Source organism: Halorubrum rarum (assembly GCF_048380895.1).
Lineage (GTDB): Archaea > Halobacteriota > Halobacteria > Halobacteriales > Haloferacaceae > Halorubrum.
In genome coordinates, this window is sequence record NZ_JBLWMN010000002.1 from 174,938 (window position 1) to 199,847 (window position 24,910).

The 24,910-nt window shown below is 64.5% G+C and carries 24 protein-coding genes; 17 read left to right on the forward strand and 7 right to left on the reverse strand.

What is annotated here, in order from left to right:
* The first annotated feature begins 112 nt into the window (after positions 1–112).
* From ACNSN7_RS02555 to ACNSN7_RS02590, 8 genes are all read left to right on the forward strand, one after another.
* Positions 113–2,467 carry a type II/IV secretion system ATPase subunit gene (locus ACNSN7_RS02555; RefSeq protein WP_418280423.1) on the forward strand — a complete coding sequence of 785 codons (2,355 nt, stop codon included), beginning with the start codon at positions 113–115 and terminating at the stop codon, positions 2,465–2,467.
* Between the two features lie 107 nt (positions 2,468–2,574).
* The gene (locus ACNSN7_RS02560; protein ID WP_418280589.1) at positions 2,575–4,494 is read left to right on the forward strand and encodes a type II secretion system F family protein; all 1,920 of its coding nucleotides are present in this window, start codon (positions 2,575–2,577) and stop codon (positions 4,492–4,494) included.
* Positions 4,491–5,219, forward strand: a complete 729-nt coding sequence (locus tag ACNSN7_RS02565; protein ID WP_418280425.1) for a DUF7289 family protein — start codon at positions 4,491–4,493, stop codon at positions 5,217–5,219. Before ACNSN7_RS02560 ends, ACNSN7_RS02565 begins: the two co-directional genes overlap by 4 nt.
* A complete protein-coding gene (locus tag ACNSN7_RS02570) occupies positions 5,212–5,733 on the forward strand; it encodes a DUF7266 family protein (RefSeq protein ID WP_418280426.1) in 522 nt (173 codons plus the stop codon). The genes ACNSN7_RS02565 and ACNSN7_RS02570 overlap by 8 nt, the downstream gene beginning before the upstream one ends.
* Complete coding sequence (locus ACNSN7_RS02575) at positions 5,730–6,455, forward strand: DUF7263 family protein (protein WP_418280427.1); 726 nt, start codon at positions 5,730–5,732, stop codon at positions 6,453–6,455. Before ACNSN7_RS02570 ends, ACNSN7_RS02575 begins: the two co-directional genes overlap by 4 nt.
* Before the next feature lie 88 nt (positions 6,456–6,543).
* A complete protein-coding gene (locus tag ACNSN7_RS02580; RefSeq protein WP_418280429.1) occupies positions 6,544–6,984 on the forward strand; it encodes a DUF7262 family protein in 441 nt (146 codons plus the stop codon).
* Positions 6,981–7,526, forward strand: coding sequence for a DUF7261 family protein (locus ACNSN7_RS02585; RefSeq protein WP_418280431.1), 546 nt, complete (start codon positions 6,981–6,983; stop codon positions 7,524–7,526). The genes ACNSN7_RS02580 and ACNSN7_RS02585 overlap by 4 nt, the downstream gene beginning before the upstream one ends.
* A 117-nt stretch (positions 7,527–7,643) precedes the next feature.
* Complete coding sequence (locus ACNSN7_RS02590; RefSeq protein ID WP_418280432.1) at positions 7,644–7,775, forward strand: hypothetical protein; 132 nt, start codon at positions 7,644–7,646, stop codon at positions 7,773–7,775.
* Between the two features lie 34 nt (positions 7,776–7,809).
* Here the strand turns inward: ACNSN7_RS02590 and ACNSN7_RS02595 are convergent, their stop codons facing one another.
* The gene (locus ACNSN7_RS02595; protein ID WP_418280433.1) at positions 7,810–8,193 is read right to left on the reverse strand and encodes a DUF5611 family protein; all 384 of its coding nucleotides are present in this window, start codon (positions 8,191–8,193) and stop codon (positions 7,810–7,812) included.
* A gap of 124 nt (positions 8,194–8,317) precedes the next feature.
* Complete coding sequence (locus tag ACNSN7_RS02600) at positions 8,318–9,514, reverse strand: DUF7093 family protein (RefSeq protein WP_418280435.1); 1,197 nt, start codon at positions 9,512–9,514, stop codon at positions 8,318–8,320.
* A 146-nt stretch (positions 9,515–9,660) separates the two neighbouring features.
* On the opposite strand from ACNSN7_RS02600, the gene ACNSN7_RS02605 reads away from it, so the two are divergent.
* The 3 genes from ACNSN7_RS02605 to ACNSN7_RS02615 all read left to right on the forward strand — a co-directional run bounded on the left by ACNSN7_RS02605 (position 9,661) and on the right by ACNSN7_RS02615 (position 11,921).
* Positions 9,661–9,975, forward strand: a complete 315-nt coding sequence (locus ACNSN7_RS02605; protein WP_418280436.1) for a 2Fe-2S iron-sulfur cluster-binding protein — start codon at positions 9,661–9,663, stop codon at positions 9,973–9,975.
* A gap of 294 nt (positions 9,976–10,269) precedes the next feature.
* Positions 10,270–10,650: an IS200/IS605 family transposase gene (gene tnpA, locus ACNSN7_RS02610; protein WP_418280438.1), complete on the forward strand. Its 381-nt coding sequence runs from the start codon at positions 10,270–10,272 to the stop codon at positions 10,648–10,650.
* Positions 10,647–11,921, forward strand: a complete 1,275-nt coding sequence (locus ACNSN7_RS02615; protein WP_418280439.1) for an RNA-guided endonuclease InsQ/TnpB family protein — start codon at positions 10,647–10,649, stop codon at positions 11,919–11,921. Before tnpA ends, ACNSN7_RS02615 begins: the two co-directional genes overlap by 4 nt.
* Positions 11,922–11,968: 47 nt before the next feature.
* Here the strand turns inward: ACNSN7_RS02615 and ACNSN7_RS02620 are convergent, their stop codons facing one another.
* Positions 11,969–12,163 (reverse strand): cold-shock protein, encoded by a 195-nt coding sequence (locus tag ACNSN7_RS02620; RefSeq protein ID WP_418280440.1) that lies wholly within the window; start codon positions 12,161–12,163, stop codon positions 11,969–11,971.
* A gap of 140 nt (positions 12,164–12,303) precedes the next feature.
* Between ACNSN7_RS02620 and ACNSN7_RS02625 the strand changes: the two genes are divergently transcribed.
* From ACNSN7_RS02625 to ACNSN7_RS02640, 4 genes are all read left to right on the forward strand, one after another.
* On the forward strand, positions 12,304–12,912 hold the full coding sequence (locus tag ACNSN7_RS02625) for a carboxymuconolactone decarboxylase family protein (RefSeq protein WP_418280441.1): 609 nt from the start codon (positions 12,304–12,306) through the stop codon (positions 12,910–12,912).
* Between the two features lie 172 nt (positions 12,913–13,084).
* Positions 13,085–13,906: a hypothetical protein gene (locus ACNSN7_RS02630; protein ID WP_418280442.1), complete on the forward strand. Its 822-nt coding sequence runs from the start codon at positions 13,085–13,087 to the stop codon at positions 13,904–13,906.
* 288 nt (positions 13,907–14,194) lie between these two features.
* A complete protein-coding gene (locus ACNSN7_RS02635) occupies positions 14,195–15,055 on the forward strand; it encodes a plastocyanin/azurin family copper-binding protein (protein ID WP_418280443.1) in 861 nt (286 codons plus the stop codon).
* A 356-nt stretch (positions 15,056–15,411) separates the two neighbouring features.
* Entirely contained in the window at positions 15,412–16,581 is a 1,170-nt protein-coding gene (locus ACNSN7_RS02640) for a glucosamine inositolphosphorylceramide transferase family protein (protein WP_418280445.1), read from the forward strand.
* A gap of 244 nt (positions 16,582–16,825) precedes the next feature.
* On the opposite strand, the gene ACNSN7_RS02645 is transcribed toward ACNSN7_RS02640, so the two are convergent.
* The 4 genes from ACNSN7_RS02645 to wecB are packed head-to-tail and all read right to left on the reverse strand — an operon-like array spanning position 16,826 to position 21,885.
* Complete coding sequence (locus ACNSN7_RS02645) at positions 16,826–18,256, reverse strand: glycosyltransferase family 2 protein (RefSeq protein WP_418280446.1); 1,431 nt, start codon at positions 18,254–18,256, stop codon at positions 16,826–16,828.
* Positions 18,249–19,499 carry a glycosyltransferase family 4 protein gene (locus tag ACNSN7_RS02650; RefSeq protein WP_418280448.1) on the reverse strand — a complete coding sequence of 417 codons (1,251 nt, stop codon included), beginning with the start codon at positions 19,497–19,499 and terminating at the stop codon, positions 18,249–18,251. The genes ACNSN7_RS02645 and ACNSN7_RS02650 overlap by 8 nt, the downstream gene beginning before the upstream one ends.
* Before the next feature lie 2 nt (positions 19,500–19,501).
* Positions 19,502–20,752: a nucleotide sugar dehydrogenase gene (locus tag ACNSN7_RS02655; protein ID WP_418280449.1), complete on the reverse strand. Its 1,251-nt coding sequence runs from the start codon at positions 20,750–20,752 to the stop codon at positions 19,502–19,504.
* Complete coding sequence (gene wecB, locus ACNSN7_RS02660; RefSeq protein WP_418280451.1) at positions 20,749–21,885, reverse strand: non-hydrolyzing UDP-N-acetylglucosamine 2-epimerase; 1,137 nt, start codon at positions 21,883–21,885, stop codon at positions 20,749–20,751. The genes ACNSN7_RS02655 and wecB overlap by 4 nt, the downstream gene beginning before the upstream one ends.
* Before the next feature lie 290 nt (positions 21,886–22,175).
* Between wecB and ACNSN7_RS02665 the strand changes: the two genes are divergently transcribed.
* Positions 22,176–23,639, forward strand: a complete 1,464-nt coding sequence (locus ACNSN7_RS02665) for a flippase (RefSeq protein ID WP_418280452.1) — start codon at positions 22,176–22,178, stop codon at positions 23,637–23,639.
* A 212-nt stretch (positions 23,640–23,851) separates the two neighbouring features.
* Positions 23,852–24,862, forward strand: a complete 1,011-nt coding sequence (locus tag ACNSN7_RS02670; RefSeq protein ID WP_418280454.1) for a DUF1616 domain-containing protein — start codon at positions 23,852–23,854, stop codon at positions 24,860–24,862.
* Positions 24,863–24,910: the final 48 nt, after the last annotated feature.

The following is a 24,910-nucleotide window of genomic DNA, read 5'->3' on the forward strand; positions in this document are numbered from 1 at the left end:
GCGCCGGTCGGGTCGCCCCCGTTTGTTTGTGTTTTTTGAAACTACGCGGAGGGAGAAGTAAACCCTTAAACCCGATCGCGAGACAACCCGGGTTGACGCCGAGTGACCTGACGTGACCGACGGACCTACCTTGCGGATCGGCGACGGAACGAGCGAACGGGACGGATCGGTGCCGGCTCCGGTGCCGCCCGACGACCCGGAGGCGTGGTACGCCCCGCGGACGCGCGCGCAGTACACGCCCGAGCCGGGGGTCGTCGCGACGGTCCGCGAGTACGATGACGGACGGTTCGCGTACGACATCCGGGAACCCCCGCTGTCGGCGGCGGACGATCGGGCACTCGACACCGTCCGTGACCACTTCTCGACGGTGCGACACCGACGACCGCTGACGCGAGCCGGGGTCGTCGAGCGCGCCGAAGCGGGATTCGAGCCGAAGTACGAACGCGCGCTCGACCGACTGCTGGAGGTAACGCCCGCCGCACGCCGCCGGATCAGCTACCACGCGCTGAGCGAGCTTCGGCTGTTGGACGATCTCACGCCGATCGCGCTCGACGACCGGATCGAGGTGGCCGACGTCGGCGACGACGAACAGCTCATCGTCCACACGGAGTCGTTCGCGCCGCTCGAAACGGGGATCGACACCAACGCACCGTACGTCGAACACGTCGCCGGCGAGCGGGTGACCCGACACACCGTCGAGTTCGCCGGGTTCGAGGTCGAGATCGTTGTGTACCGCGAGCGACTGCTCGGCTCCGATCAGTTCACGACCAAGTACGCCGTACGCGAGCCCGATCTGCTCCCCGGCGACGAGGAGCTGATCCGCGAGTGCAAAGAGCGGATCTGGGAGAGCACGGTCGACGACGTGGTCGACGACCGCGAGGCGTTCGTCGACGACCGAGCGCGGCGGTTCCTCTCGCGGCGGCTCACCGCCCGGAACACGCGGGCGTGGCTGGACGCCACCCGCGTCCGTGCCCGGTCCCTGCTCTCCGAGTACGATCTGGCGGTTCCCCCCGTCGATTCCCGGTACGCCCGCGACCGGCTCGACGACTTGGTGTACTACGTCCTCCGCGACCTCGTCGGCGAGGGCATACTCACGGTTCCGATCCGGGATCCGCACTTGGAGGACATCGAGGCGAACCGCGTCGGCGAGCGCGTGAAAGTCGTTCCCCGAGCGTCGATCCTCGAAAGCGACGGCGAGCAGCGTCGATCGGAGACCGACGGCGCGGTCGGTGGCCTCGGCGGTATCGACGAACGGGTACCGACCAACCTCACGTTCGACGACGAGACGTCGTTTATCAACGTCGTGACGCAGCTGGCCGCACACGACGGGACCGAGCTCAACGCGTCGACGCCGTCCGCGAAGGTGAACCTCGACGTCGACGGCGTCGCCGAGACGATCCGGTGTGCGGTCGCGCTCCCGGTCATCTCCGAGGGCGGACCGCACGTCTCCATCCGAAAGCAGGCCCCCGACGCGATGACGCCCGTCGACCTGATCGAGCGGAATGCGCTCTCGACGGAGCTCGTCACGCTGCTGTGGCTGCTGTACGAACACCACGGCGTCGTCCTCTTCTCGGGACCGACCGGGGTCGGGAAGACCACGCTGATGAACGCCCACATGCCATTCATCCCGTTCGACGACCGGCCGATTTCGATCGACGAGGGGTCACGGGAGGTGCGACTCCCGCACGAGACCGGCGTCTCGCTCACGACTCGCGAGCACGAAAACGAGTACAAAGCCGTAACGATGGCTGAGCTGATGACGGAGACGAACTACCTCAATCCCGACGTCGAGGTGATAGCGGAGATCAACACTCCCGCCAGCTTCGAGACGTTCGGCGAAAGTCTGAACACGGGCCACGGGATCGTGGGAACGACGCACGCAGAGGACGTCGAGACCCTCGTCAACCGCGTGATCGAACAGGGACTACCGCCGTATCTCCTCCGAGAACTCGATCTCGTGGTCTTCCCGCACCACGTCGGCGGCGAGCGGTACGTCGCACAGGTCATCGAACTGCTCTCGGCGAGCGAGTACGAGTCGCTCGCGCCGGAGGCGAAGCGGAGCGCCACGGGGAACCCGAAACACGGCGGAGCCGGTGTCGTGGAGAAAGGTGGCGCGTCCGTGCACTACAACACGGTCGCGTGGCGTGACACGGACGGGACGTTCCGCCTGGCCGGACGGCTGTCCGACGATGCATCCACGAGGGGGACCGCAGAGGCGACAGGGGGAGCAAACGGCGACCGTCCCGATCGGCTACACACGCTCGCTCGCCTCGCCGATCGGACCGATCGGGACGTCTCCGACGTCGAGACGGAGTTCGACCGGAAACACCGGTACGTACAGTACCTCGTCCGTGACGGCGTCACCGACTTCGACGAGCTGTTCGAGTTCCTCGCGGACCTCCGGACGGACGAGGCCGCGACCGTCGAACGCGCCGCGCGGACGATGAACGCGGAGGGGCAACGGTGACCACCGGATCGGGAGCGACGACGGCCGGATCGTCGTCCGGGTCATCGCCCGGGTCGTCGTCCCGAAACGCGACCGCCGGCGTTTTCGGCGGGAACGACGACCTCTCAGTGCTCGATCGGGGGCTGTACGCGCTGTTCGCTCGCCACGCCGACGAACGGCGTCACGCGGCCGACCGAAAGCGGTACCGCGGGACGGATCTCCGGATGAGCTTCGACGTGTTCCTCGCGCGGACGTACGGCGTCTCGTGGGTGGTGTATCTGGTCGTGTTCGTCCCGGCGCTCCTCGTCGTGTCCGCGCTCTCGCCGAGCGTCGTCGCGTTCGTCGACGCCGCCCTCGCCGCGGCGCTCCCGGTTCGTACGGTCGGCCTCGACGAGGTCCCCCGGCTCTGGGTCGGGGCCGCCGTCGGCGGCGTCGCCGCGATCGCCGCCAAACACGCGACGGTCCGGTTGGGCGGGATCTACCTCCGATGGCTCGCATCGGCGCGTCGGACAGCGATCGAGCGGACGCTTCCCGGCGCGGTTCGATATCTCAACGCCCTCTCGTCGGGCAGCGACGACGCCCGCGAGATGATAGCGAAGACCGCCGCAAGCGACGCGTACGGAGCGACTGCGGTGTCGCTCCGGAAGGCGCTCAACACGGCTCGACTCACGGGGAGCCTCGACGAGGGACTCCGTCGGGTCGCCCGCGACACGCCCTCTCGGAACCTGCTTGCACCGTTCCTGTTGAAGTTCCGCGAACACGCCAATCAGGGGGAAGACGCCCTCTCGAACTACCTCCGTATGGAGGGTCGGATGCTTCGCTACCGACAGGAGCGCGCACGCAAGCGGGCGGAGGGGTACCTCGAACTGCTCGCAGAGCTGTTCATCGTCGTGTTGGTTCTCCCGGCGCTGTTAGTGATCGTGTTGACCGTGATGAGCGTGCTCGCACCGGGACTATCCCGCCCGGTGACGACGCCGCTCGGATCCGTCTCGACGCGGGTCATCGTCGTATACGGGTCGGCAGCGTTCGTCGTCGTCGTCGGGGTTGCGGGAGCGATGACGGTGGAGAACCTGCGTCCGGCCGACCAGCGCGTCGGATACGACCTCCCGGACACCGTCGTCGAGGTGGTGACGTCGGTCCCATCCAACCCGGCGAGTGCGGGGGTCGTGCTCGCGGTGCCGGCGCTCGCCGTCGGCGTCGGACTCGCGCTCGCCGACGTCTCGCCCGTGAACGCCGGACTGCTCGCGTACGTCGCGTTCACGGTTCCGGTCGGGAGCGTCGCCGTCCGACGGGCGAGGATCGACGACGCGAAGGACCGAGAGATCAAAGACTTCGTCCACGCCGTCTCCGAGCACGTCTCGCTCGGTCGCCCGTTCCCGGAGGCGGTCGACGCGGTCGCTCGGGACGTCGACCTCGGCGCGCTGAACGACGACGTCGCCGATCTCGCCTTCAACCTCTCGTTGACGACGGCGGCAGAGCCTCGTTCGGACCCCGCCGAGAACGGGGCCGTCTCGGGGCCCGTCAGCGGGTCGAACGGGACGAATACCGCCGCCGATCTGCGGACGGCCGCTCTCGATCGCTTCGTCGAGCGGGTCGGGACGCCGCTGGCGGAGCAGTCGGTCGGACTGGTGACCGGTGCGTTGAACGCCGGAAGCGACGCCGAGCCCGTCTTCGAGACGCTCCAGACCGAGATCGGGCGGCTGTATCACGAGAAGCAGGCGCTTCGATCGGCGATGCTCGTGTACGTCGCGGTGGGGTGGACGACCGCCCTGCTGGTCGTCGGGATCGTCGTCGCCGTCAACACGCAGGTGATCGACGGGTTCGCACAGCTGTCGGAGCTCTCTGAGACGTCGGGATTCGCGCTCGATGCGGGTGCCGTCCAGCCCGACCGGGAACGATTCCGGTTTTACGTCGTGACGCAGGCGACGATGCTCGCGTCCGGCTGGTTCGCCGGAACCGCCTCCCGCGGCCCGTACGAGGCGCTGTTACACTCGGGGCTGCTCGTCGCGACCTGTTACGTGGTGTTCGTGGGGAGTGGGATGGTATGACGGGCGGCAACGTCGCTCGGGGGCAGTCACACGTCATCGGCGTCGCGCTGCTGATCGGACTGACGATGGTGAGTCTCGGTGCGCTCACCGCCACGGTCGGCACGGTCGTCGACAGCAACGCGGCGGTCGGCGACGTCGATCGCGTCGCGACGGACCTCGACGATGCGATCGAGCAGGTCGAGGGGACGGGGACCCACACTGGCCACGTCACGTACACCGACGGGACGCTGCGAGCGGAGACGCGAACGATCCGCGTCTTCCACGGGGACGATCTCGCCGTGAGCCGGGTGACGGACGCGCTCGTGTATGACCGTGGCGAGTACAGCGTCACCGCGGTCGGCGGTGCGATCGTCCGCGATCACGCCGGAAGCCGATCGATAGCGAGCGGTCCATCGGTGTCGGCGTCCGACGACATCGTCGTGCTCGGCGTCGTCGACCTCGCCGTCGAGCCGCGTTCCGTCGGTGGGTCGGGGCCGAACACGCACACGCTCGTCAGCGACGTGAGCCACGAACGAGTCATCGAGGATCGGACGGGCGAATGGACGATGGCCGTCGAAACACCGCTCCCGGATCCGTGGGTCCGTGCGTTCGAGGAGGCCGGAGCGACCGTCGAGACGGGACGGTTCGACGGCGACGACCACCCGAGCGTCGTCGCGACGTTCGAGGGGGAACGCACGGCACACGTCGTCGTCCATCGGATCGACACGGAGGTCCGAGATGGGTGATCGAGGGCGAGCAGGCGGGCGGTCGACGGAGCGCGCAGTGACGCCGATGATAGCCAAAACCCTCGAGGCCGGCATCGTCGTGCTGTTTATCGGCGTCATCACCACCGGACTGTACGCGGGCGTCGTCCCGGACTACCGCTCCGCGACGGCGGCCGACATCGGAGATCGAACCGTCGTCGCCGCCGGAAACGAGATCGAAAGCGCGATCCCGCCCGACGCCGAGCGCGTCCACGTGCAAGCACGCGTCGATCTGCCGACGGCGATCCGGTCCGAGCGCTATCGGATCGTCGCCACGGGACCCGAGATCGGACCGGGAACGACGAATGCGACACGGGATCGGCCCCGGATCGAACTCGATCATCCGCACTCGGCCGTCGGCGGGTCGTACGCGCTCGCGCTCCCGGAGTACGTGGTCGACGTACGAGGCGAGTGGTCCGGGGGTGACGGACGTATCGTGGTTCGGACGGCGTCCGACGGGGACGGAGTGATCGTCAGATTGGAGGACGACGAATGAACGGAACCGATGGCGGACGAACGACCGGGACGCGAGAACGACGAACGACGGAAAGAGCGACCGGGTCCCGAGGGCAGACGAACCTTCCGGTGCTCGCGGTCGCGCTCGTCGTCCTCACGGCGGTCACGGGAATGACGCTCGCGATGGCCGAGGGAGCGTATCTGAGCGCCGAACGGGACGCGAACGAGCGTGGGGTGACCGTCTCGGCCGCCGATCGATTCGTCGCGGCCGACGCGGATCACACGCGCCGTGGGAACGTGCTGGACGCGGCGGCGCTCGCCGAGTTCACGCCCGCGGACGTGACGACGCTCGCACCGGAAACGGACGGTGCCGACGTGCGAATCCGCGTCGGCGACGAGACGGTCGTCGAACGGGGGAACCCCGACGGTGGAACCACGGTCCGTCGGATCGCACTCGTCGCCGAGACCGACACGTGGCGGGGAACGACGAGCACGGAACCAGACGACGAACTGACGATACCGAGACGGACCGGATCCCTCCGGATCGATATCGACGGCGACGTACGGACGGTCCGCGTCAACGACCGAGTCGTCGTCCACGACCCGAACGGAATCGACGACGACGCGGTGCCGGTGAGAGTCGAGACGAGCCGGTACGAGACGCTCACGGCGGCGGCCGACGGGAACGGAGGCACCGTCGCCGTCCACGCGTTCCCGGAGACCACGGAGAAGGCCATCGTGGCGGTGACCGTCGATGTCTGACCGAGCGGCGTCGACGTCTGACCGAACGGCGTCGACGTCTGACCGAACGGGGCCGACGTCTGACCGAACGGCGTCGACATCCGGACGGATGCCGTCGGCGTTGGCAGCGGATGCGGGCGGTTCCAGCTCGGAGCGCGCACAGCTGTCGCTCTCGCTGGTCGAAGCCGCCGTCGGGGTCGTGTTCGTGTTAACCGTCGCCGCGAGCTTCGGGATCGCGCTTCCGGATCCGGGGACGACCGAGGCACAGCTCGACGCCTACGCGTCCGACACGACGACGGTGATGGCGAACGAACCGCCCAGACACGGTGATGCGACACGGGTAGTGGAGGTGGCCGACGCGGAGGCGTTCGATCGCGAGCGGGACGCGCTCGACCGGCGCGTCGATCGGATCCTACCGGATAACCTGCTGTATCGCGTCACGACGCCGGGTGGGAGCGTCGGCTTCGATCCCCCACGCGGCACGACGATCGGTCGTGCGACGGTCGTCACGCCGGCCGGAGAGGTGATAGTGGAGGTGTGGTACGCGTGAGCCACCGCTTCGAGTTCGGGGGCGACGACGATCGAGGCCAGTTGGTGCTCGTCGCCGCCGCGGCGATCGCACTGGCGCTGTTCCCGCTCGTCCTGGCGTACTTACAGCTCGGCTATGCGGGCGACGTCGCCGCGGAGCCGACCGGTCCCGCGCCCGGGAGCGAGATCGATCTCGCGATCGAACAGTCCGTTCAATCCGCCGCGAGCGACGTGGCGCACGGCGGACACGCGAGTCCGGAGGCGGCCGCAACGACGTTCCGACGATCGATCCGCGACGACGTCGATCGGGTGGAAACTGCGCGGGTCGAGGAGGGAAGAGCCGCCACGATCGAATACGCACCCGACGTGGCGAACGAGTGGGTCGTCGAGGGGGACTGGCGGACGGGAGTCACCGCCGACTTCGACGAACCGACCGTACACGGCGGCGTCGTAATACAGGAACGGGCGGGAGAACCGACCGTCGTCGCCGTCGCGTTCGACGTCCAACTGGTCGAACCGGACCGAACCGTCCGTCGGAGCGTCGTGATCGTCGTTCCCGGCTGAGCACGCGACACCGCCGACCGCGATCGCAACGTCGATTCCAGGTATCTTCGGTTCGGGAACGACCGCGGGACACCGATCGGTTAACCTATTTATACGCCCCTATCGACGTATCGGAGCATGGGAATCAGCGACCTCCTCAGCGGTCAGGATCTCACGACCCGTCAGATCGGGATCATCATCGTCGGCTGGCTGGTGTTCGTCTCGCTCGTGTCGGTGCTGCTGCTGCTGTACACACGAATGATCACGTAGCTTGGAGGCGCGCTCGTCGATACGGCCCGGTCGCTCAGTACTCCGGCGCGTCGTCCTCGACGTCGCGTTTCAGCGAGTCCCGACGGGACTTCGCGTCTCGGCCCGTCGCCTCCAGGAGGAACTCGTTTTTCGCGTCGACGGCGTCGGCGGCGGCGTCCGCGTTCCCCTCCGCGATGACGTCCTCCGCCGGGCGCTCCTCGAAGTGGACGGCGAGCTTGTCCTTCTTGCCGCCGTACTCGGCGGCTCCTGCGAGAATGCGCTCGAACACGGGATTGTCGGGGTCGCCCACGACGTACAGCTCGTGGCCGTTCCACTCCTCGGTTCCCGTGATCTCGCCGAAGTACTCCTCGATCGAGCCCTTCAGGTCCGGCATGCGATCGTCCAGATGCTCGCCGCGGCGCATCTTGTACTCTTTCATGCCGCGACCGTTCGATAGGGGTGCGTAAACCAGTTTCGTCACGGATCAACGGCCGCAGTTGGGTGACACGTCGCCGTTCGTGGCGGCCTCGCAGACGGAGCAGGGCTCGTGAGAGTCCCGACCGTCAGATGGGTCGCTCGTCGACGTAGCCGCGCTTGCACTCGGGGCAGATGTCGCCCGCACGCATCGAGTTTCCGTCCGCGCTCCGCGTCATCTCACAGGCCGGACAGTAGTACTCGGTCGTCTCCTCCTCCGTCGACGTTTGAAGCTCAGGGCTCTCGCCGCGGGCGATCCCCGTGTCCATCGTCGCCGATCCGTCTCTCTCGGTCCCCGCGTCGATCCGCCCCTCGGATGCACCGGCGTCCGGTGCCTCGATGAACTCCGCGTCGTCCTCGGGAGCCGCATCGCCCTCGGGAACCGCGTCGCTCGACTCCGGAGTCAGCCCGCCGCCGAACTCGACGCCGCTGTCTCCCCCGGTGCCGACCTCGGCGTCGTACCCCTCGTCCTCGGCGTGATGTTCGGGCCACGGCGTCGGCTCGTCGTCCCGAGCGTCGTCCGCCTCGACCGACGGCCACGCACCGTGGTCTCGGTCCGGCTCGTCGGAGGAATCGTCGTCGTCGAGGATCACGCCGTCGTCCGGCTCCGCGGTCTCCTCGACGCTCGCGTCAGTCGACGCTCCGGGAGATCGGGCAGTCGCGGGACCGGAACCGTCGTCGCTCGCAGTGCCGTCATCGATCACGCTGGACGCCGTGTCGTCATCGGGGCGTCCCTCGGCGACGTCGACATCCTCGTCGATCGTGACCGAGCCGTCATCGGCGACCCCATCCGTATCGTCCGCGTTGGCCCCGTCGTCCGCGGCACCCGCGTCGCCCGCATCGCCCGCATCGTCCGTCCCCGCGTCGATGATCTCCGCACCGTCGTCGGAACCGCTCCCGATCGATGCGTCGGACACCGCCGTCTCGTCACCGGTCGCGTCCTCGGGTCGCCCGACCTCCTCGTCTCCGGATCCGTGCGCGGAGCCGGTCGAGGCGGTGGTCGAGACCGCCGAGTCAACGGCTTCGGCGGTGTCGGTGGCCTCGGCGCTCGCGGCGGAATCGACGGATGCTGGCTCCGGCTCGTCCGGGTCGGCTGCGGACGCCTGATCGGCGAGCTGCTCGATAGTCGTGACCTCCGTGTTCTCGCTCACGATCTGCGTCTCGCCGCAGCGAGCGCAGGTTTTCACCTCCCGGACAGTGGTGACGACCTCGTTGCCGTCCTCCTCGCGTTCGCGCTCGAGCGCGGGCTCGTCGAAATCGTGCCCGAGCAGACACCTAAGTCCCATTATCACCCCCTCCGGCGTCCGAACGTAAAAAACGACCCGTCGGCGACAACGACGAGACACCGGCACCTATGGTGTTCGGACACCAGCACCTATGGTGTTCGGACACCAGCACCTATGGTGTTCGGTCGTGTACGTTCACACGACTCATGCCGACCGTGTACTATCAGGGCGAGGAGATCGAGTGTGAGGAGGGTGACGTGTTGCGCGACGTGCTCCGGGACGCGGGTCTCTCCGTGTACAACGGCAAGGCCGAGCAGTTCAACTGTCGAGGAATGGGGTCCTGTGGAACCTGCGCCGTCACGGTCGACGGCGAGGTGAGCGACCCGAGTCGAAAGGAGGCGGCCCGGCTGTGGTTCCCGCCACACCATCCGAGCCACGACGTTCGGCTCGCGTGTCAGACCCGCGTCGAGGGCGACGTCGAGGTCACCAAGGGCCGTGGTCTCTGGGGACAGCATATGTGACGGCTTCGAGAGCGTGAGCACCGTCTCGACGCCGTCGCTCGTCGAGTTGATACCGTCCCCGCGTCGGACGTGAGTCCGACGGGGTCGAAGATTCGCGCTTTCGTGTGTCAGAGCCGCAAACGGCGTAACGCCGGTCGACCCGCTACCGCGAAACGGTGTTACGGAAAATTCGAGGCGAAAGCCTCGCCCTTCAGGGCGGGGATGAAGCCGACTAACAGTATTCAACCGCCGTCGATGGCATAGACGGGGTTCCAACGCAACCTTTAACGCATCTGACCGTGATAGTATGCACAGATGGTGAAGAGTACCCGTCACGCGAAATACGAACTCTACTACCACATAGTGTTCGTGCCGAAATATCGGCGTTCGCACCTGACGGGGAAGACGAAGGAACGTCTCGAAACCATCTTCGCGGAAATCTGTGAGGACAAAGACCTCGAACTGGCCGAGGCCGAGGTCATGCCCGACCACGTACACCTGTTCATCGGGAGTCCACCGAAGAACGCCCCGTCACTCATCGTCAATTGGGTCAAGGGCATCTCCGCCCGCAAGTACAACCAACGCTACGACGACCGCGTGAAGTGGACTCGCTCGTACTACGTCGGTACGGCAGGTAGTGCCTCGAAGGGCGCTGTCGAACAGTACATCGCTGAACAGGAAGGGGACGACGAATGAAGCGCGTCAACACCTTCGAGGTGGTTCCACAGACCGAGAAAGACAAAGAGTGCCTTCTACGGCTACTCGACGCCTCCGCCTCCCTGTGGAACGAACTGACCTACGAACGTCGTCAGAACTACTTCGGTGACGGCGACGTGTGGGACACCTCCGAGTACCGAGGGCGCTACAACGGCGTCATCGGAAGCGCGACCGTCCAACAGGTCACGCGCAAGAACAGCGAAGCGTGGCGGTCGTTCTTCGCCCTCAAGGAGAAAGGCGAGTACGCCAACCCACCATCGTACTGGGGCAACGAGGAGGACGGACGAGAACTCCGTACCTACATCCGATGCAACCAGTACACGATTCAGTGGGGCAAGCGTAGCCGCCTCGAAATCCCTGTCGGGCAAGAACTGAAAGACGAATACGGACTCGGCTACCACGAACGACTCCGCCTCGAACTCCGAGGCAATCCGAAGTGGGACGGCAAACAGGGTCGTCTGGAACTCGAATACGACGAGGTTAGCGACACGTTTAGGGCTTTCCAACCAGTCACCGTACCTGATTCTCGACTGGATTCACCACTGGCTTCTCACGAAGCCGCCCTCGACGTTGGCGCGAACAACCTCGTCGCCTGTTCCACGACTACTGGGAACCAGTACCTCTACGACGGTCGAGAGTTGTTCGGACGGTTCCGCGAGACGACCGGCGAAATCGCCCGCCTACAGTCGAAACTCCGAGAGGGGCGATACTCCTCGAATCGGATTCGACGGCTGTACCGACAGCGGACGAAACGCCGTGACCACGCACAGAACACGCTCGTGCGCGACCTCGTTGAACGGCTGTACAACGAAGGTGTTGCGACGGTGTACGTGGGCGATTTAACCGACGTGCTGGAAACGCACTGGTCGGTCAGGGTGAACGAGAAGACGCACAACTTCTGGGCGTTCAAGAAGTTCATCCACCGTCTAGCATGCGTCTGTGAGGAATACGGAATCAGCCTCGAAGCCGAGTCGGAGGTGTGGACGAGTCAGACGTGTCCCGAGTGTGGCGACCACGAGAAGACGGTTCGCCACGGGGATACGCTGACGTGTCCGTGTGGATTCGAGGGGCACGCCGACCTCACGGCGTCAGAGACGTTCCTTCGAGTAAACAGCGATTGCGAAATCAGGCCGATGGCACGGCCCGTGCGATTCGAGTGGGACGACCACGATTGGTCGGGGAAACCAGACCCTCATGAAAGTCCCAAAGAAGTGCGCACGAACCCGCAAGTTGCCTCCGTGGGCCGGTAGCCGAACCCCCAACGGAGGAATCCTCGCGCTTTAGCACGGGGAGGATGTCAATGTCGAACGACGTTGGTCGCCCGCGGGCCCTTGGGCGAGGACTCGATATCGAATTCGAGTTCCTGACCCTCTTCGAGGTCCGGACCGCCGACGTCTTCCATGTGGAAGAACACGTCATCGTCCGCGTCGTCAGTCGAAATGAAACCGTAGCCGCCAGTGTCGTTGAAGAAGTCAACTTCGCCTTCTGCCATTGCGTGTTTCCGAACGATCGTGTGGTGGATAAGGGTTGTGAGTCCGGCTCAAACAACGGCGAGCGTGACCGAGGAACGTGCGTCATCGCCGACGGTCCACGGCCGGCGGCACTTATTGGAATCGGCTGTGACCACCGACCATGGCGCGAATCGAGTACGCCGATCCGGAGGATCTACCGCCCGAGAAACGTCCGCTTCTCGACACGCTCTCGGAGGACGACGACCACGACGGGAGAGACGACGTCGACGACCACGACGGTGAACGCAGCCACTCGCTCGAAGGAGGCACCCTGAACGTGTATCGGACGATGGGTCGGAACGTCGCGCTCCTCGAGGCGTTCCGGGAGTACGGTACCTCGGTCTGGGCGGACGGCGGGCTCTCCCCGCATCAGCGGGAGACGGTCATTCTGGCGACGGCGGTCCACGCCGGAACGGAGTACGAGTGGCAACAACACGTCCGCGTCGCACTCGACGAGGGAATGTCCACGGAGCATATCGTCGCGATATCGAACGGGGAGACGGATCGGCTCGCGCCGGAGTACGCGGTACTCGTCGAGTACGCCGAAGCGTTCGTCAACGGAACGGTCGACGACGCCACACACGAGTCGCTGGCCGACTACTACGACGAGGAGACGATACTCGGGATCGGAATGCTCACGGGGTGTTACCTCGGTCTCGCCCGATTGCTACAGGCGCTGTCGGTCGACCTCGAAGCGGAGTTCGTCGGGTGGGATCTGGCGGATCTCTGAGACAGTGAACGGTGGATATCGGTGGGGAATGGTATTACTATGGGGTGGAACCGCATCGATAGTTCCGTGGTAAGCCGATCCAAAATCGATGGGACCATCACGCGTGACTGCTACGGAGTTTATACTTTTGCGTGCGGTTTCCATGGTCCGATTCGCCAGCAAGGAACTACGTATGTCCAAATTCAATCAATCGGACGAGTTCGGTATCTCCCGACGCCGTCTCCTGTGTGGATCCGGCGGCGCACTCGGTCTCCTCGGACTGGGATCGACTTCGGTCACAGCCCACGGTTCGGACCGCGACGATGGCGACGACGGCGGCGGGGGGCGCTGTCCGAAGCCGACCCTCGAACCGGGGATGGTCCACTACGACGACTCGATGCACGCGGTGTGTTCCGACGACCATCCGGCGACCCAGGCGCTACAGGCGGACGTACGGGCGGCCGTCGAGGAGCAGTTTCCGACCGTCGGGGCGCTGATCGATGCGGGGTTCGTTCCCTACTTCGATTTCTTCGCCGAAGGGAATTGGTCCCACTGGATCAATCCGGAGTTCATCCGCGACGACTCGGTACTGGATCCCGAACGCCCCGAGTCGGTGCTCGTCGACCACACGTGGTGGCGACCGATCGGCGTGATGTTCGTCGCCACCGACGACGGCGAGCCCGTGGACCCGCCGCCGTCGAGCTACGTGGACGACGGCGACGGCGGTGCGTGTACGCCGTGGCACGCACACGTCGGGTTCCCCGGTCGGTACTCGTGGTGGAAGTATCGGAAGGCGTACCACGGAAGGGCGGAGTTCCCGTGCCGAACACCGTGGATGATGCACGTCTGGCTTTATCCCCACCGAGAGAGCATTTTCGCGCACGCAGCGCCCGAAGACCGCGGCGGTCCGCCCGCCGAGCCGGCCGAGTTCGACACCGATGCCGATCCCAACGAGGTCGAGCTTGGCCCCGAACACCTCCCGGACGCGGTTCTCGGGAAACTTCGAGGACGGTAGCGGTCCTCGCCTCCGTTCCGAGGCGACCGACGGAACCGGCCACGACGCACGACTTGGCGAGTGACGGCGACGACCGCGATGACGGTATCGGCGGTCGGGCCGACGAGCGGCCGTACAGTGTCGACGTGATGGAAGTAGCGGTCGATACGGTCACTGTACCGGGTGACGACCCCCTATTTCGGGCGAACACTGTTCTCGCCGAAAGCGTCCCGTTATCGATCGGTACGGACGGCCGTCGATCGGCACGTGGAGCATTACAATATTCGACGGCGTCGACGGGGATCTCGTATGAGAGACGGACAACGTTCGACGGCGACCGGATCGTACAGACGCGACGTGATGAAGGTCCTCGGGGTCGGTGCCGCAGCCGGAATGTTCGGTGGAGTGGCCAGCGCCGAGGGACACGAGGAGGACGAGACGTCCGACGACGGCGAGTACCCCGATGACGAAGGGGACCCCTCGATGGAGGGGACCGGGACCGTTCACGTCGTACGAACGCTCATCAGGGAGTCCACGAGTCCGGAGCGACCGGCGGACTTCTTCTTCCAGCCGACCGGGCTCCACGTCGAACCGGGAGACGTGATCAAGTTCGTCTTCGAGACGCCCGACCACACGGTGACGTCGTACCACCCCGCGTTCGGCATGCAGCGGCGGGTGCCGCCGGGCGTCGACCCGTTCTCGTCCCCGATCCTGGGGTGGGATCCGCGATCGTTGCCCGACGACATCGACATGCCTCCCGCCGAGCACGGTGGTGACGAGGCGGCCGAGAACGGCGATGGCGACGACGCGGACGCGATGAGCGCTCCGACACCGAGCACGTGGCTCTACGCGTTCGAGACGCCCGGCGTATACGACCTCGAGTGTGCTCCACACGAAGGGTTCGGCATGGCGATGCGCGTCGTCGTCGGCACGAAGTCCGAGACGGCCTTCGAGACGTCGGCGGCCGAGGATCTACCACCGCCGCGAACTGGCCCGGTCGGTTTCTCGCGAGTGGTGTTGACCGATCCGAACCTGGAACCCGAATCGATCCTCGATACAGGCCGCGTCGAGTGGGCGGGACTCGAGGCGAATCAGGATCCAGAAAACGGCAGCGATGCCGACGGCGACACCGACAGTAGTGAGGGCGGGGACGAAAACGGAGACGAGTAGACCCACCGAAATCGGGCCGGTACGAGTGCGGGACACGGAGCGCCGGTACGACGATGGCGAACACACCCGTTCGATCAGTTCGGGTATCACCGAGAGGCCGAACGAGTCGCCCGTGATGCCGCCGAGTCGGATTCCTCCCACGACAAAGCCGTGGGCTTCCTCCTCGTATCTCTGTAAACTGCTCCGGGATCACTCCCCGGAGCTTCCCGTAGAACGGGAACAGGGATGTCCGCCTTCGGTCCGTACCGCAGGGAACCAGACGACCTGCCGGTCCTGATAACCACTCTATACTCTTAACCCGTCCCCCACTTGGCAAAAGCGACGAGAAACCGGGGGAAAACCAACTGTTCAATTCTATGCTCGAAGAATATCGATCATCCCTTGACGAATGGGCGACGGACACGTTGTGGCGGTTCGGCGAGCGGTTGCATCGAAGACCCGTCTCGAACACGCCGTCGGAAATCGACCACTCACGGGACGAACAAACGGAGAGCGACCGCGCACCGTGCAACCGATCGAGGAGTCACGGCGACTCCGGTTCCGGTTGGTCGGTCCCGTTCGACCGACCGACGGTTCCGTCGTACCCGTACGACGAGACCTCCTCGGAACTGACGGGAGTTCGTCCGCGGGAAAACACGGGTAATCCCGTCCTAACGGTCGACGACGTGACCGACTTCGGGAACGCTCACTTCGTCGCTGACCCGTTCCTAATGGGCGATCCAGGCGGTACCCTGCACATGTTCTTCGAGGTGTTCAACCGGAACCGCACGCCGACCGCTGCCATCGGTCACGCGACGAGCACGGATGAGGGATGCACCTGGTCGTACGACGGAATCGTGCTTGAGGAATCGGACCATCTCTCCTTTCCATACGTCTTCCGGTATGCGGGCGAGTACTACATGATCCCCGATAAGTGGGACCGCGAGGGCATAGCTCCGATCGACCTCTACCGGGCGGACTCCTTTCCGGAGGAGTGGACCCGGGTCGCCCGACTCGTTGCCCCCGACCGCCCCCTTCACGACTTCGTCGCGTTTCGATGGCGGGACCGATGGTGGGGGGTCGCCGGTGACGGCTCCGATATGACCGTCTTCCACGCCGACGAACTCGAACGCGACCGCTGGGAGCCACACCCGGAGAATCCGGTCGTGACTGACCGACCGAGAGGAGCCCGGCCGGCCGGTAGGCCACTCGTCCGTCGCGACCACGTTGAGCTGTTCGTCCAGGATTGTACGTCCCAGTACGGAAAGCGAGTCCGCGCCTTCCGGATCCGACGACTCTCCCGGTCCGAATACGACGACGTCGAACTCGAGGACTCGCCCCTTCTCGAGCCGACCGAGGAACGGTTCGGATGGAACTCGGGTCGGATGCATCACGTCGATGCCTGGTACACCGGAGAGGAATGGGTGTGTGCGGTCGACGGGAACGTCAACTTCAGGCTGGGTTCCTTCGGGAAGTACCACTGGTCCATCGGCCTGTACACCGGTACCGAATCGTCGCCAAACGAGTCCGACCCGTCCGTCACATGAGCCGGATCACGGCTAGGGACAAACGAGGGGGTCGAACGGTCCTCCGCTTCATCGCGACCGTCGGCGTCGCGTGGCTGGTCGGGGGCACGCCGACGAGCGACCTCCACATCCGGATCGAACGGAGGTTCAAGAGACCCTCGAGACGATGGGCGGGGATATATCGAGAACGACGAAACAGGACCGGTACGCGGAGCAGCCCGAACACGACTGACCGGCGGCCGGCGTCCCTTCACCCTAGTCCGGATCAGCCGAGCTCGGAGACGTGGACGGTTAGCGAGTGAAGGATTATCGCGGTGAAACAAGCGAGGACGCCGATCAGCGTGGAGAAGCCCGCCAGAAGGGCGATACCTCCCGGAAACGTGGCCGTCGAGAGATAGTTCACGATCGAGAAATACCCCAGTCCGAGCCCAACCAACGCCAGCATGAACCCGGGGATACCGATGATGGTGATCGGGCGTTCCCGTTCGACGGTTCTGAGGATGTTGCTGACGAGCGTCAGACCGTGTCGGACCGGGTCGCGGCTGCTGGGGTTCTCGACCGCGTAGTCGACGGTCACGGCTACCTCCTCGATGCCATAGTCGTGCTGGTGTGCATGGTGGAGAAGGTCGGTACTAGCGCCCATGTGATAGGAGATATCGTTACTCTCGGCGACCGATTCGATCGCCGACGGCCCGTAGGCCCGAAAGCCGCTTTGGGTGTCCCCGATCCACGAACGACGCCGAACCACGCCCATGCTCAGGTTCGTGAGCACGTTGATAACGAAGAGCCCGAACCGTCGATACTGCGGAATATCGGTTCCTCCCTCGAACCGGTTTCCGATCACGAGCTCCGCGTCCGAGCCGTCCAGACGCTCAAGCAGTGTCGGGATCTCGGCGGGGTCGTGTTGTCCGTCGGCATCGAGACACACTAGGGCCGCTGCATCGCGAGCGGCCGCCTCCGCGAAGGATGATTGTAGCGCGCTCCCGTATCCACGGTTCGTTCCGTGTTCGACGACCGTCGCACCGGCCTCACGGGCCGCCACCTCGGTACCGTCGTTGCTTCCGTCGTCGACGACCAGCACCTCGTCGACGTGAGGGGTCGCTTCGCGGACCACGTCGCCGATGGTCGAGACCTCGTTGTATGCGGGGATGGCTACGACTCTGGGGGACGACCGCCCCTTCCCCGACCGCCGGACCGAATCAACGCAGAACGCGTCGCTCTCGGCGAGCTTCTCCGCGCTCCGCCTGTAGTCGATCGGGGAGGTCTCGGGCGGAACGAGGACGATTCCGGGGTGGGACAGCGCGCGTGCGGCGCCAACCAGTTCCTCCCGTCGCGAGTGCCGATCCGAGTCCAAGGGCCCCACGATGGTCGCACCGAGGTCCTCCGCGAGCGAGACGGCCTCGTCCGCCTCTCGGTCTGAATACGCCACCAAGCAATCGTAGTCGTCCTGCACCGCCCGAACCACCTCTCGGACGACGGCGTCGGCGTTTTTCGTCGTTGCGACGAACCCTACCGCTGGCGTCTCCTCAACGGATTCTCCGAGGCCATCGTCGGAGTTGGAGCCGGAGTTGGAGTTGGAGCCGGAGTTGGAGTTGGAGCCGGAGTTGGAGCCGGAGTCGGAGTTGGAGTCGGGGCCGGAGCCGGAGTTGGAATCGGGGCCGGAGCCGGAGTTGGAATCGGGGTCGACACTATTCATGAGATGAGGTGCTAACGGTGATCTCGCTCGTCGATTCGGGGTGGTCGATGAGCGTGGACAGCTCGTCGCTCACCGCCTCCGCGATCACCCGGCGGTCGTACCGCTCCGCGACGTACTCGTGGCCGGCCCTGGCAAGGGAGGATCGTCGCTCGGGGGTTTGCGCCAGTTCGTCGAGAGTTCGTGCTATCTCGACCGGATCGCTCTCGACGAGGACGCCTCCCTCGGACCGCTCCAAGAACGACTCGATCGCTCCGTTTCCGACGGCGACGACCGGGACCCGACAGGCCAGATACTCGTAGGCCTTCGTTGGAACCGCGTACTGGAGGTTTTCCGTCGGCTTGATGGGAGCGAGCCCCGCGATCGCGTCGGCAAGCTGCTCGGAGACTTCCTCCCGGTCGACGAGGCCGGTGAACTCGACGACGTCATCGACACCGACACGTTCGGCGAGCTCCTCGAGCTCGGGGCGCACGTCTCCTTCGCCGACGATCCGGAGCTGGAGCCCGGAGTTGACGTGGGACATGGCTCGAATACACGGCTCGAGGTCCTGCGCGTGGCCGAGGTTACCGGTGTAGACGACCGCGTTGCCGGGCCGTCGATCCGGGTCGAACGAGGAGGGATCAACCCCGTTGGGGACGATCCTGACATCGTCCTCCGCGACCGGGTAGCGATCGAGGATGCGGTCACGCATCACCGTCGTCGTGACGAACAGACGATCGGCATCCGTGAACGCCCAGTGCTGGAAGCGCTCGGTTACCCGCGTGACGAAGCCGTCCGGCGAGAGGAGCTCGAGATCGATGGCAGCCTCGATCCAGAGGTCCCGGATGTCGACCACCCCCGAGACGCGCCAGCGGCGGCGCGCGACCCACCCGGGTATCGACGTGAAAACGGGTGGGGTGGACGTGATCACGACGTCGTACCGCCGATCAGTCAGGAGGACCCACAGGGAGGCATGAACGGCGAATAACAGGTAATAGAGACCTCGTGAGAGCGCCGACGGATCCGCCGAGGTCGGCTGCCACGTCCAGAGACGGTGGACCGCCACACCGTCGTCGGTGTCGACGGAGCTGCGCGTCCAGTCGCGGTCGAACTGTCCGTGTGGGTACGACAGGTGGGGGGCCAGAACCGTCACGTCCCACCCCTCGTCATCCAGGTGTCGCGTCGTGTCGCCGATCCGCGACGCGTTCCCACCCTGTTCGGGAGGGAAGGCCTGTGAGATCACCAAGACGCGGCGGTCATCGCTCATCGTTAGATCCTCGCGACTTCGAACCCGACCTCCCGCCACGACGAGGCGTCGAGAACGTCCTTCGTATCGACCGCGACCAGCGTTCGCATACCCTCCCGGACCGGTCCGGGATGGAGATCGCGATACTCGTCGTGGTCCGTGGTGACGACGATCGCGTCCGACCCCGCCACGAACTCCGGAACCGAGCCGTTCTCGATGGTCCAGTCCATGTTCGGGCTGCTCACGTGCGGGTCGTGGAGGCGCACCTTCGCGCCGTAACGATCCCGCAGCTCGTCGGCAAGCCGGATCCCCGGACTGTTCCGCGCGTCCGCGACGCCCCCTTTGTACGCAGCGCCGAGGACGGATATCCGACGGTCGGCCAGCTCCTCGAACCGTTCGCCGACGAGCTCGCAAACGTACGAAACCATCTCGTCGTTCAGCTGCCGGGCGTACTCGATGAGCGTTTCTCGGGAAGTCCCTTCACAGAGGAACCACGGGTCGACGGGCACGCAGTGGCCTCCCGGCCCCGGTCCGGGCGTGTGGATGTCGACCCTGGGGTTGGTGTTCCCCAGCTCGATGACCCGGCGAGGGTCGACGTCGTGCTCCCGCGTCAGCTTCGCGAACTCGTTGGCCAGCGCGATGTTCACGTCGCGGTACGTGTTCTGTGCCAGCTTGGCGAACTCCGCGGTCGTCGCGTCGGTCGTGTGGAGTCGACCCTCCACGAACGACTCGTATAGGTCGACGCCGGCCTTCGTTGCGGCAGCGTCGACGCCGCCGACGAGCCGGTCGTTCTCCCGTACCTCCGTCAGGATCCTTCCCGGCAACACGGTTTCGGGCGCGTAAACGAGCCCGAACTCATCCGGTCCATCGGCCTCAAGCAGTGGCAGGACCCGCTTGACGGTCGTTCCGGGCGGAACCGTCGATTCGAGGACAACCACGTCGCCGGGACGGAGGTTGCTCGTGGCCGTCTCTGCCGCCTCGGTGACCGCGGAGAGGTCGGCCCTGCGGTCCACGACCGGAGTCGGCACACACAGGAGGTGATAGTCGGCTGCTCGACACTCCCGGACCGGCGTCAACGTCCCCTCATCCATGGCTTCGACGACGAGCCGTTCCATTCCCGGCTCATCAAGCGAGACGGTTCGGTGTTCGAGCTCGCGGAGCAGGGACTCGTCGGTGTCATACCCGTACACCTGGTTGTCGCTATGGGCGAGGACCGTCGCCGTCGAGAGTCCGATATACCCGAGGCCGTGGACGCAGACCGTCTTGCCGCTCATACGGTCCTCTCCTGGGGGGATTCCTCCCGTCGAGGACCTTCGAGGAGGTACTCTGCTATCGCGTCGACGATCCGCTCGGCGGCGTTTCCGTCCCCGAACGGACAGGGCCACTCCGGAGTCGCCTCCAGCTGTGCACGTCCGGCAGCCACGATGCCCCCCGGGGACGTTCCAGCGACCACGTTCGCCCCCACCTCGACCGACTCGGGTCTCTCAGTGTTCTCTCTGACCGTAACACATGGAACCTGGAGGATACACGTTTCCTCCTGGACCCCGCCCGAGTCGGTGAAGACGATCGCGGCGTCGCTCTCGAGTGCGAGAAAATCGAGGTAGTCGAGCGGATCAACCAGCGTGACCGGGTCGGGAACCGTGAGATTCTTCGAGACGAGCTGTTCTCTCGCACGCGGGTGGACGGGATAGATACATTCGAGACCGGTCCGCTCCGCGAACTCCGCGACCCCGGTCAGGATATCCGCGAACCTGTCCGCGGCGTCGACGTTCTCCTCCCGGTGGGCGGTGAAAAGAACGTATTCACCGGGTGTGAGTCCGAGCTCGTCCAGCATCGCACTCTTCTCCGCTGCCACCAACTCGTTCTGGCGGACCGCGTCCACGATAGTGTTCCCGGTGACGAAACACCGCTGGTCGAGGTCTTCCCGGGCTAGGCGCGCGCGCGCCTCATCAGTAGGAGGGAACAACACCTCCGCGGCGTGATCGATGAGCACCCGGTTGACCTCCTCCGGCATCCTGCGGTCATCGCTGCGCAACCCCGCCTCAACGTGTCCCTGCGGGACGTCCGCCTTCGCCGCTACCAGTGATCCGGCGAGCGCGGAGTTCGTGTCGCCCTGGACGAGGAGAAACGAGGGATCGACCGAGTGTACCAGTGGTTCGAGTCGAATCATCATCTCCCCAGTCTGGTGACCGTGGGGACGAGAACCGACACCGAGATGGTGATCAGGCTCCGAGATCGCGAGCTGATCGAAGAAGACCCCGTCCAGCGAATCGGAGTAGTGTTGACCGGTATGAACGAGCGTGTACGGCCAGTCACGGTCCTCGAACTCGCGAACGACCGGCGAGAGCTTGATTATTTCAGGCCTCGTGCCTAAGACGATCATGATCGGGTTTTGTGGTCTTGTCATACGATCCGGGCAGATCCGTACACATCACGTCCACCGCTTTTAGGATAGTTATGAAGTCTACACTCACCGTCGAAATCAGTAAGTAAAATATAATTTATGTAAATTCGAGGGGAGTTCTCCGAGGCGGTACCTGCTGACGAGCGTGTGAACCCCTTTGCTCTCGGTAGTGGTCGAAAGACCGGATGTCGGCTATCTACGCCTTCGAGGAGTTGTCAACCAGCACAACGGATCAGTCAAAATAGTTTCGAAACCGATAGAAAGTAGTCCGAGACGTACGACTCACGATCGAAGTGAGTCTCGCATCTACACTCGGGGATCGGTTCAAGGCTGCGTTCGCCGGTCGGGTCGTCTCCGTCATCTCAGGGGCGATCCTTGCTGTTGCCTTAGCTCGACTCCTCGATCCCGACGAATACGGACTCTTGTTCCTCTCGATCTCCGTGTTCGGTACGATAATGCTCTTTAGTAAGCTCGGGATCGCAAAATCCACAGCCAGGTACATCGCCGAATACAAGGAGACTAACCCCGGTCAGCTCCGGCACGTTCTTCGGTTCGGGTTTCTGCTCAATCTCGTGGCGATCACGGTGGTCTGTGCGCTGGTTTTGGTGACGTACGAGTGGATCGCCCAGTTGCTCCGTGAACCGGATCTCGCTCCGTTTCTCCTCATCGGTGTGTTTTTCATCGCGTTTGGAACGGTTCTGACGTTCGTGCGTGTCACACTCCAAGGATTCGAGGCGATCAAAGCGACGGCCGGCTTACGCGTTATCGACACCGTCTCTCGGCTGATCCTTACGTTGGGACTCCTCGTGCTCGGTTACGGCGCGATCGGTGCACTCGTCGGATACATCCTCGCATACCTGCTTGCGATGATCGTTGGACTGGCCTATCTGTATCGACGATACTACCCACGTTCCACGACGGAGGCGTTCGAACCGGGACTGAAACGACGTATCGCGGAGTACGCTGTCCCATTGACAGCGACGAACACTGCAAACGTACTGGATAAGCGAATCGATACGATTCTGGTCGGCTTTTTCATCGGTCCGGTTGCAGTGGCGTATTACACGATCGGGAAACAGGTCATCGAGTTCATCGAAACGCCGATGTCTGCACTCGGGTTCACGCTTTCGCCGACGTACGAAGCCCAACAAGCGAAGGGAAATCCCGAGACAGCGGCACGGATATACGAAGAAGCGCTGTCACATGGCCTACTGTTCTATATTCCTGCGGCGGCTGGACTGATCCTCGTAGCGGAGCCGGTGGTCGAACTGGTTTTCGGGACCGAATATTTCGGTGCCATTCCGGTTGTCCAAGTGCTGGCAATATATGCAGTGCTGCAGTCTGTAACCAAGCTCACGAGTAACGGTCTCGATTATCTTGGTCGTGCACGAGAGCGAGCGATCGTGAAAGGAGTTTCGGCAGTGCTAAACGTGGTATTGAACGTCGTTCTCATCCCGTTGATAGGAGTTGTCGGGGCTGCAATCGCCACCGTCGTTACATACTCCATGTACACCTTGGCGAACGTGTATATTATTCACACGGAGTTCGATCTCCGTGTCAGGTTTATTCTCAAACACATTGGAAGTGTGCTTGTAATTGCGGGCGTAATGTCGTTCGTCGTGTCGTTGCTGCTTGGTTATATCACTGGATTTCTGACGCTGTTTGGCGTCGTCGCTGTGGGCGTTGTCGTGTGGGCCGTGCTCTCGATCGGAGCCGGGCTAATCGATTTTGAACGGATCTATTCAGTGTTATTTTAACTAATTATGCGAGAATCAACGAAAGCGCAACGTCCGTTCCGCTGTCCGGATCGCTCGTACCCGCTCTCTCCTCAGGAACCGGTCTCGTCGGGACGATCGGAGGAATCTCCGACCCCAGACGACGTGAGAACGGGCGATCCGCGTCGAGTTAGGTAACCACGATACGTGGAATCCGGCGCATTATTTTATACTTCGGGCCGAACTCGAAGGCTATGTCACCTGAACGTGCCTCCGAGAACGCGTCCAGGGACCTGCTCTGGGGACTGCTCGACCTGTGGGTCGTCGTCCTCGTCGCCCTAACCGGCGTCTCACTCTTTCATCTCGATCCGGGCGTCCTTCCCACCGTGAGCCTCCTATTGGTGCTCCTGTTCATGTTTCTCCTTCCTGGGTACGCGTTGATTTCGGCGCTCCAGCCCCGACGTCCCCAGCGATCACGCTCCGCAGGGAGGGACCGGTACGAGCCGACCGTTGCCTCCGAGGGAGGAATGGCGCTGACCGAACGGCTGGTCCTTGCTACCGGGGCGAGCGTCGGCATCGTGACGGCCACGGGGTTCGCTTCACATCTCACGGGGATCGGTATCGAGCCCGGACCGACGAGTGTGGTTCTGACCGCGATCACGCTGATCGGGTGTGTAGTCGCGGCCGTCCGACGCTACCGACTCCATCCGGACGTGCGGTTCGACGGCCGGGAGGTGATTCGCTCTTCGGCCCCGATCCGCGGACTGTTCGTACGTCGATCCACCATCGACCGAGCGATCACATCGCTGATCGTTGTCAGCGTCGTGGTCGCAGTCGCTGGGGGCGCCTTCATCGCGGTCTCCGTCGACGACCGGGAGTCGTACACCGAACTGTACGTCCTCTCCGCGAACGAGACAGGCGAACCGGTGGCGGCGGAGTATCCATCAGACGAGGAGGGGACCGAAGAGATCCTGATCGGGGTCACGAATCGGGAGGACCGGACGATGAACTACACGCTCATCGTGCACCACCAGTTGGTCGATGGCGACGCGGAGGTCCGATCCGAAGAGCGCGACCGGTACGACATCGACCTTCCACGGGACGACGAGTGGCGCACGGAGTATCCGGTTCCGACCGACGACGACCGCACGGGGGAGCGACTGGTGTTCCTCCTTTACGAAGGTTCTCCCCCGGACGATCCGGATCGCGAGAGCGCCTACCGCGCCGTCCACGTCTGGCTCGACGACCCCGACGATACCGCGTAGGAGTCGGTACACCTGCGATCGGAGGTCTGTAACTAAATACGGGTCTCG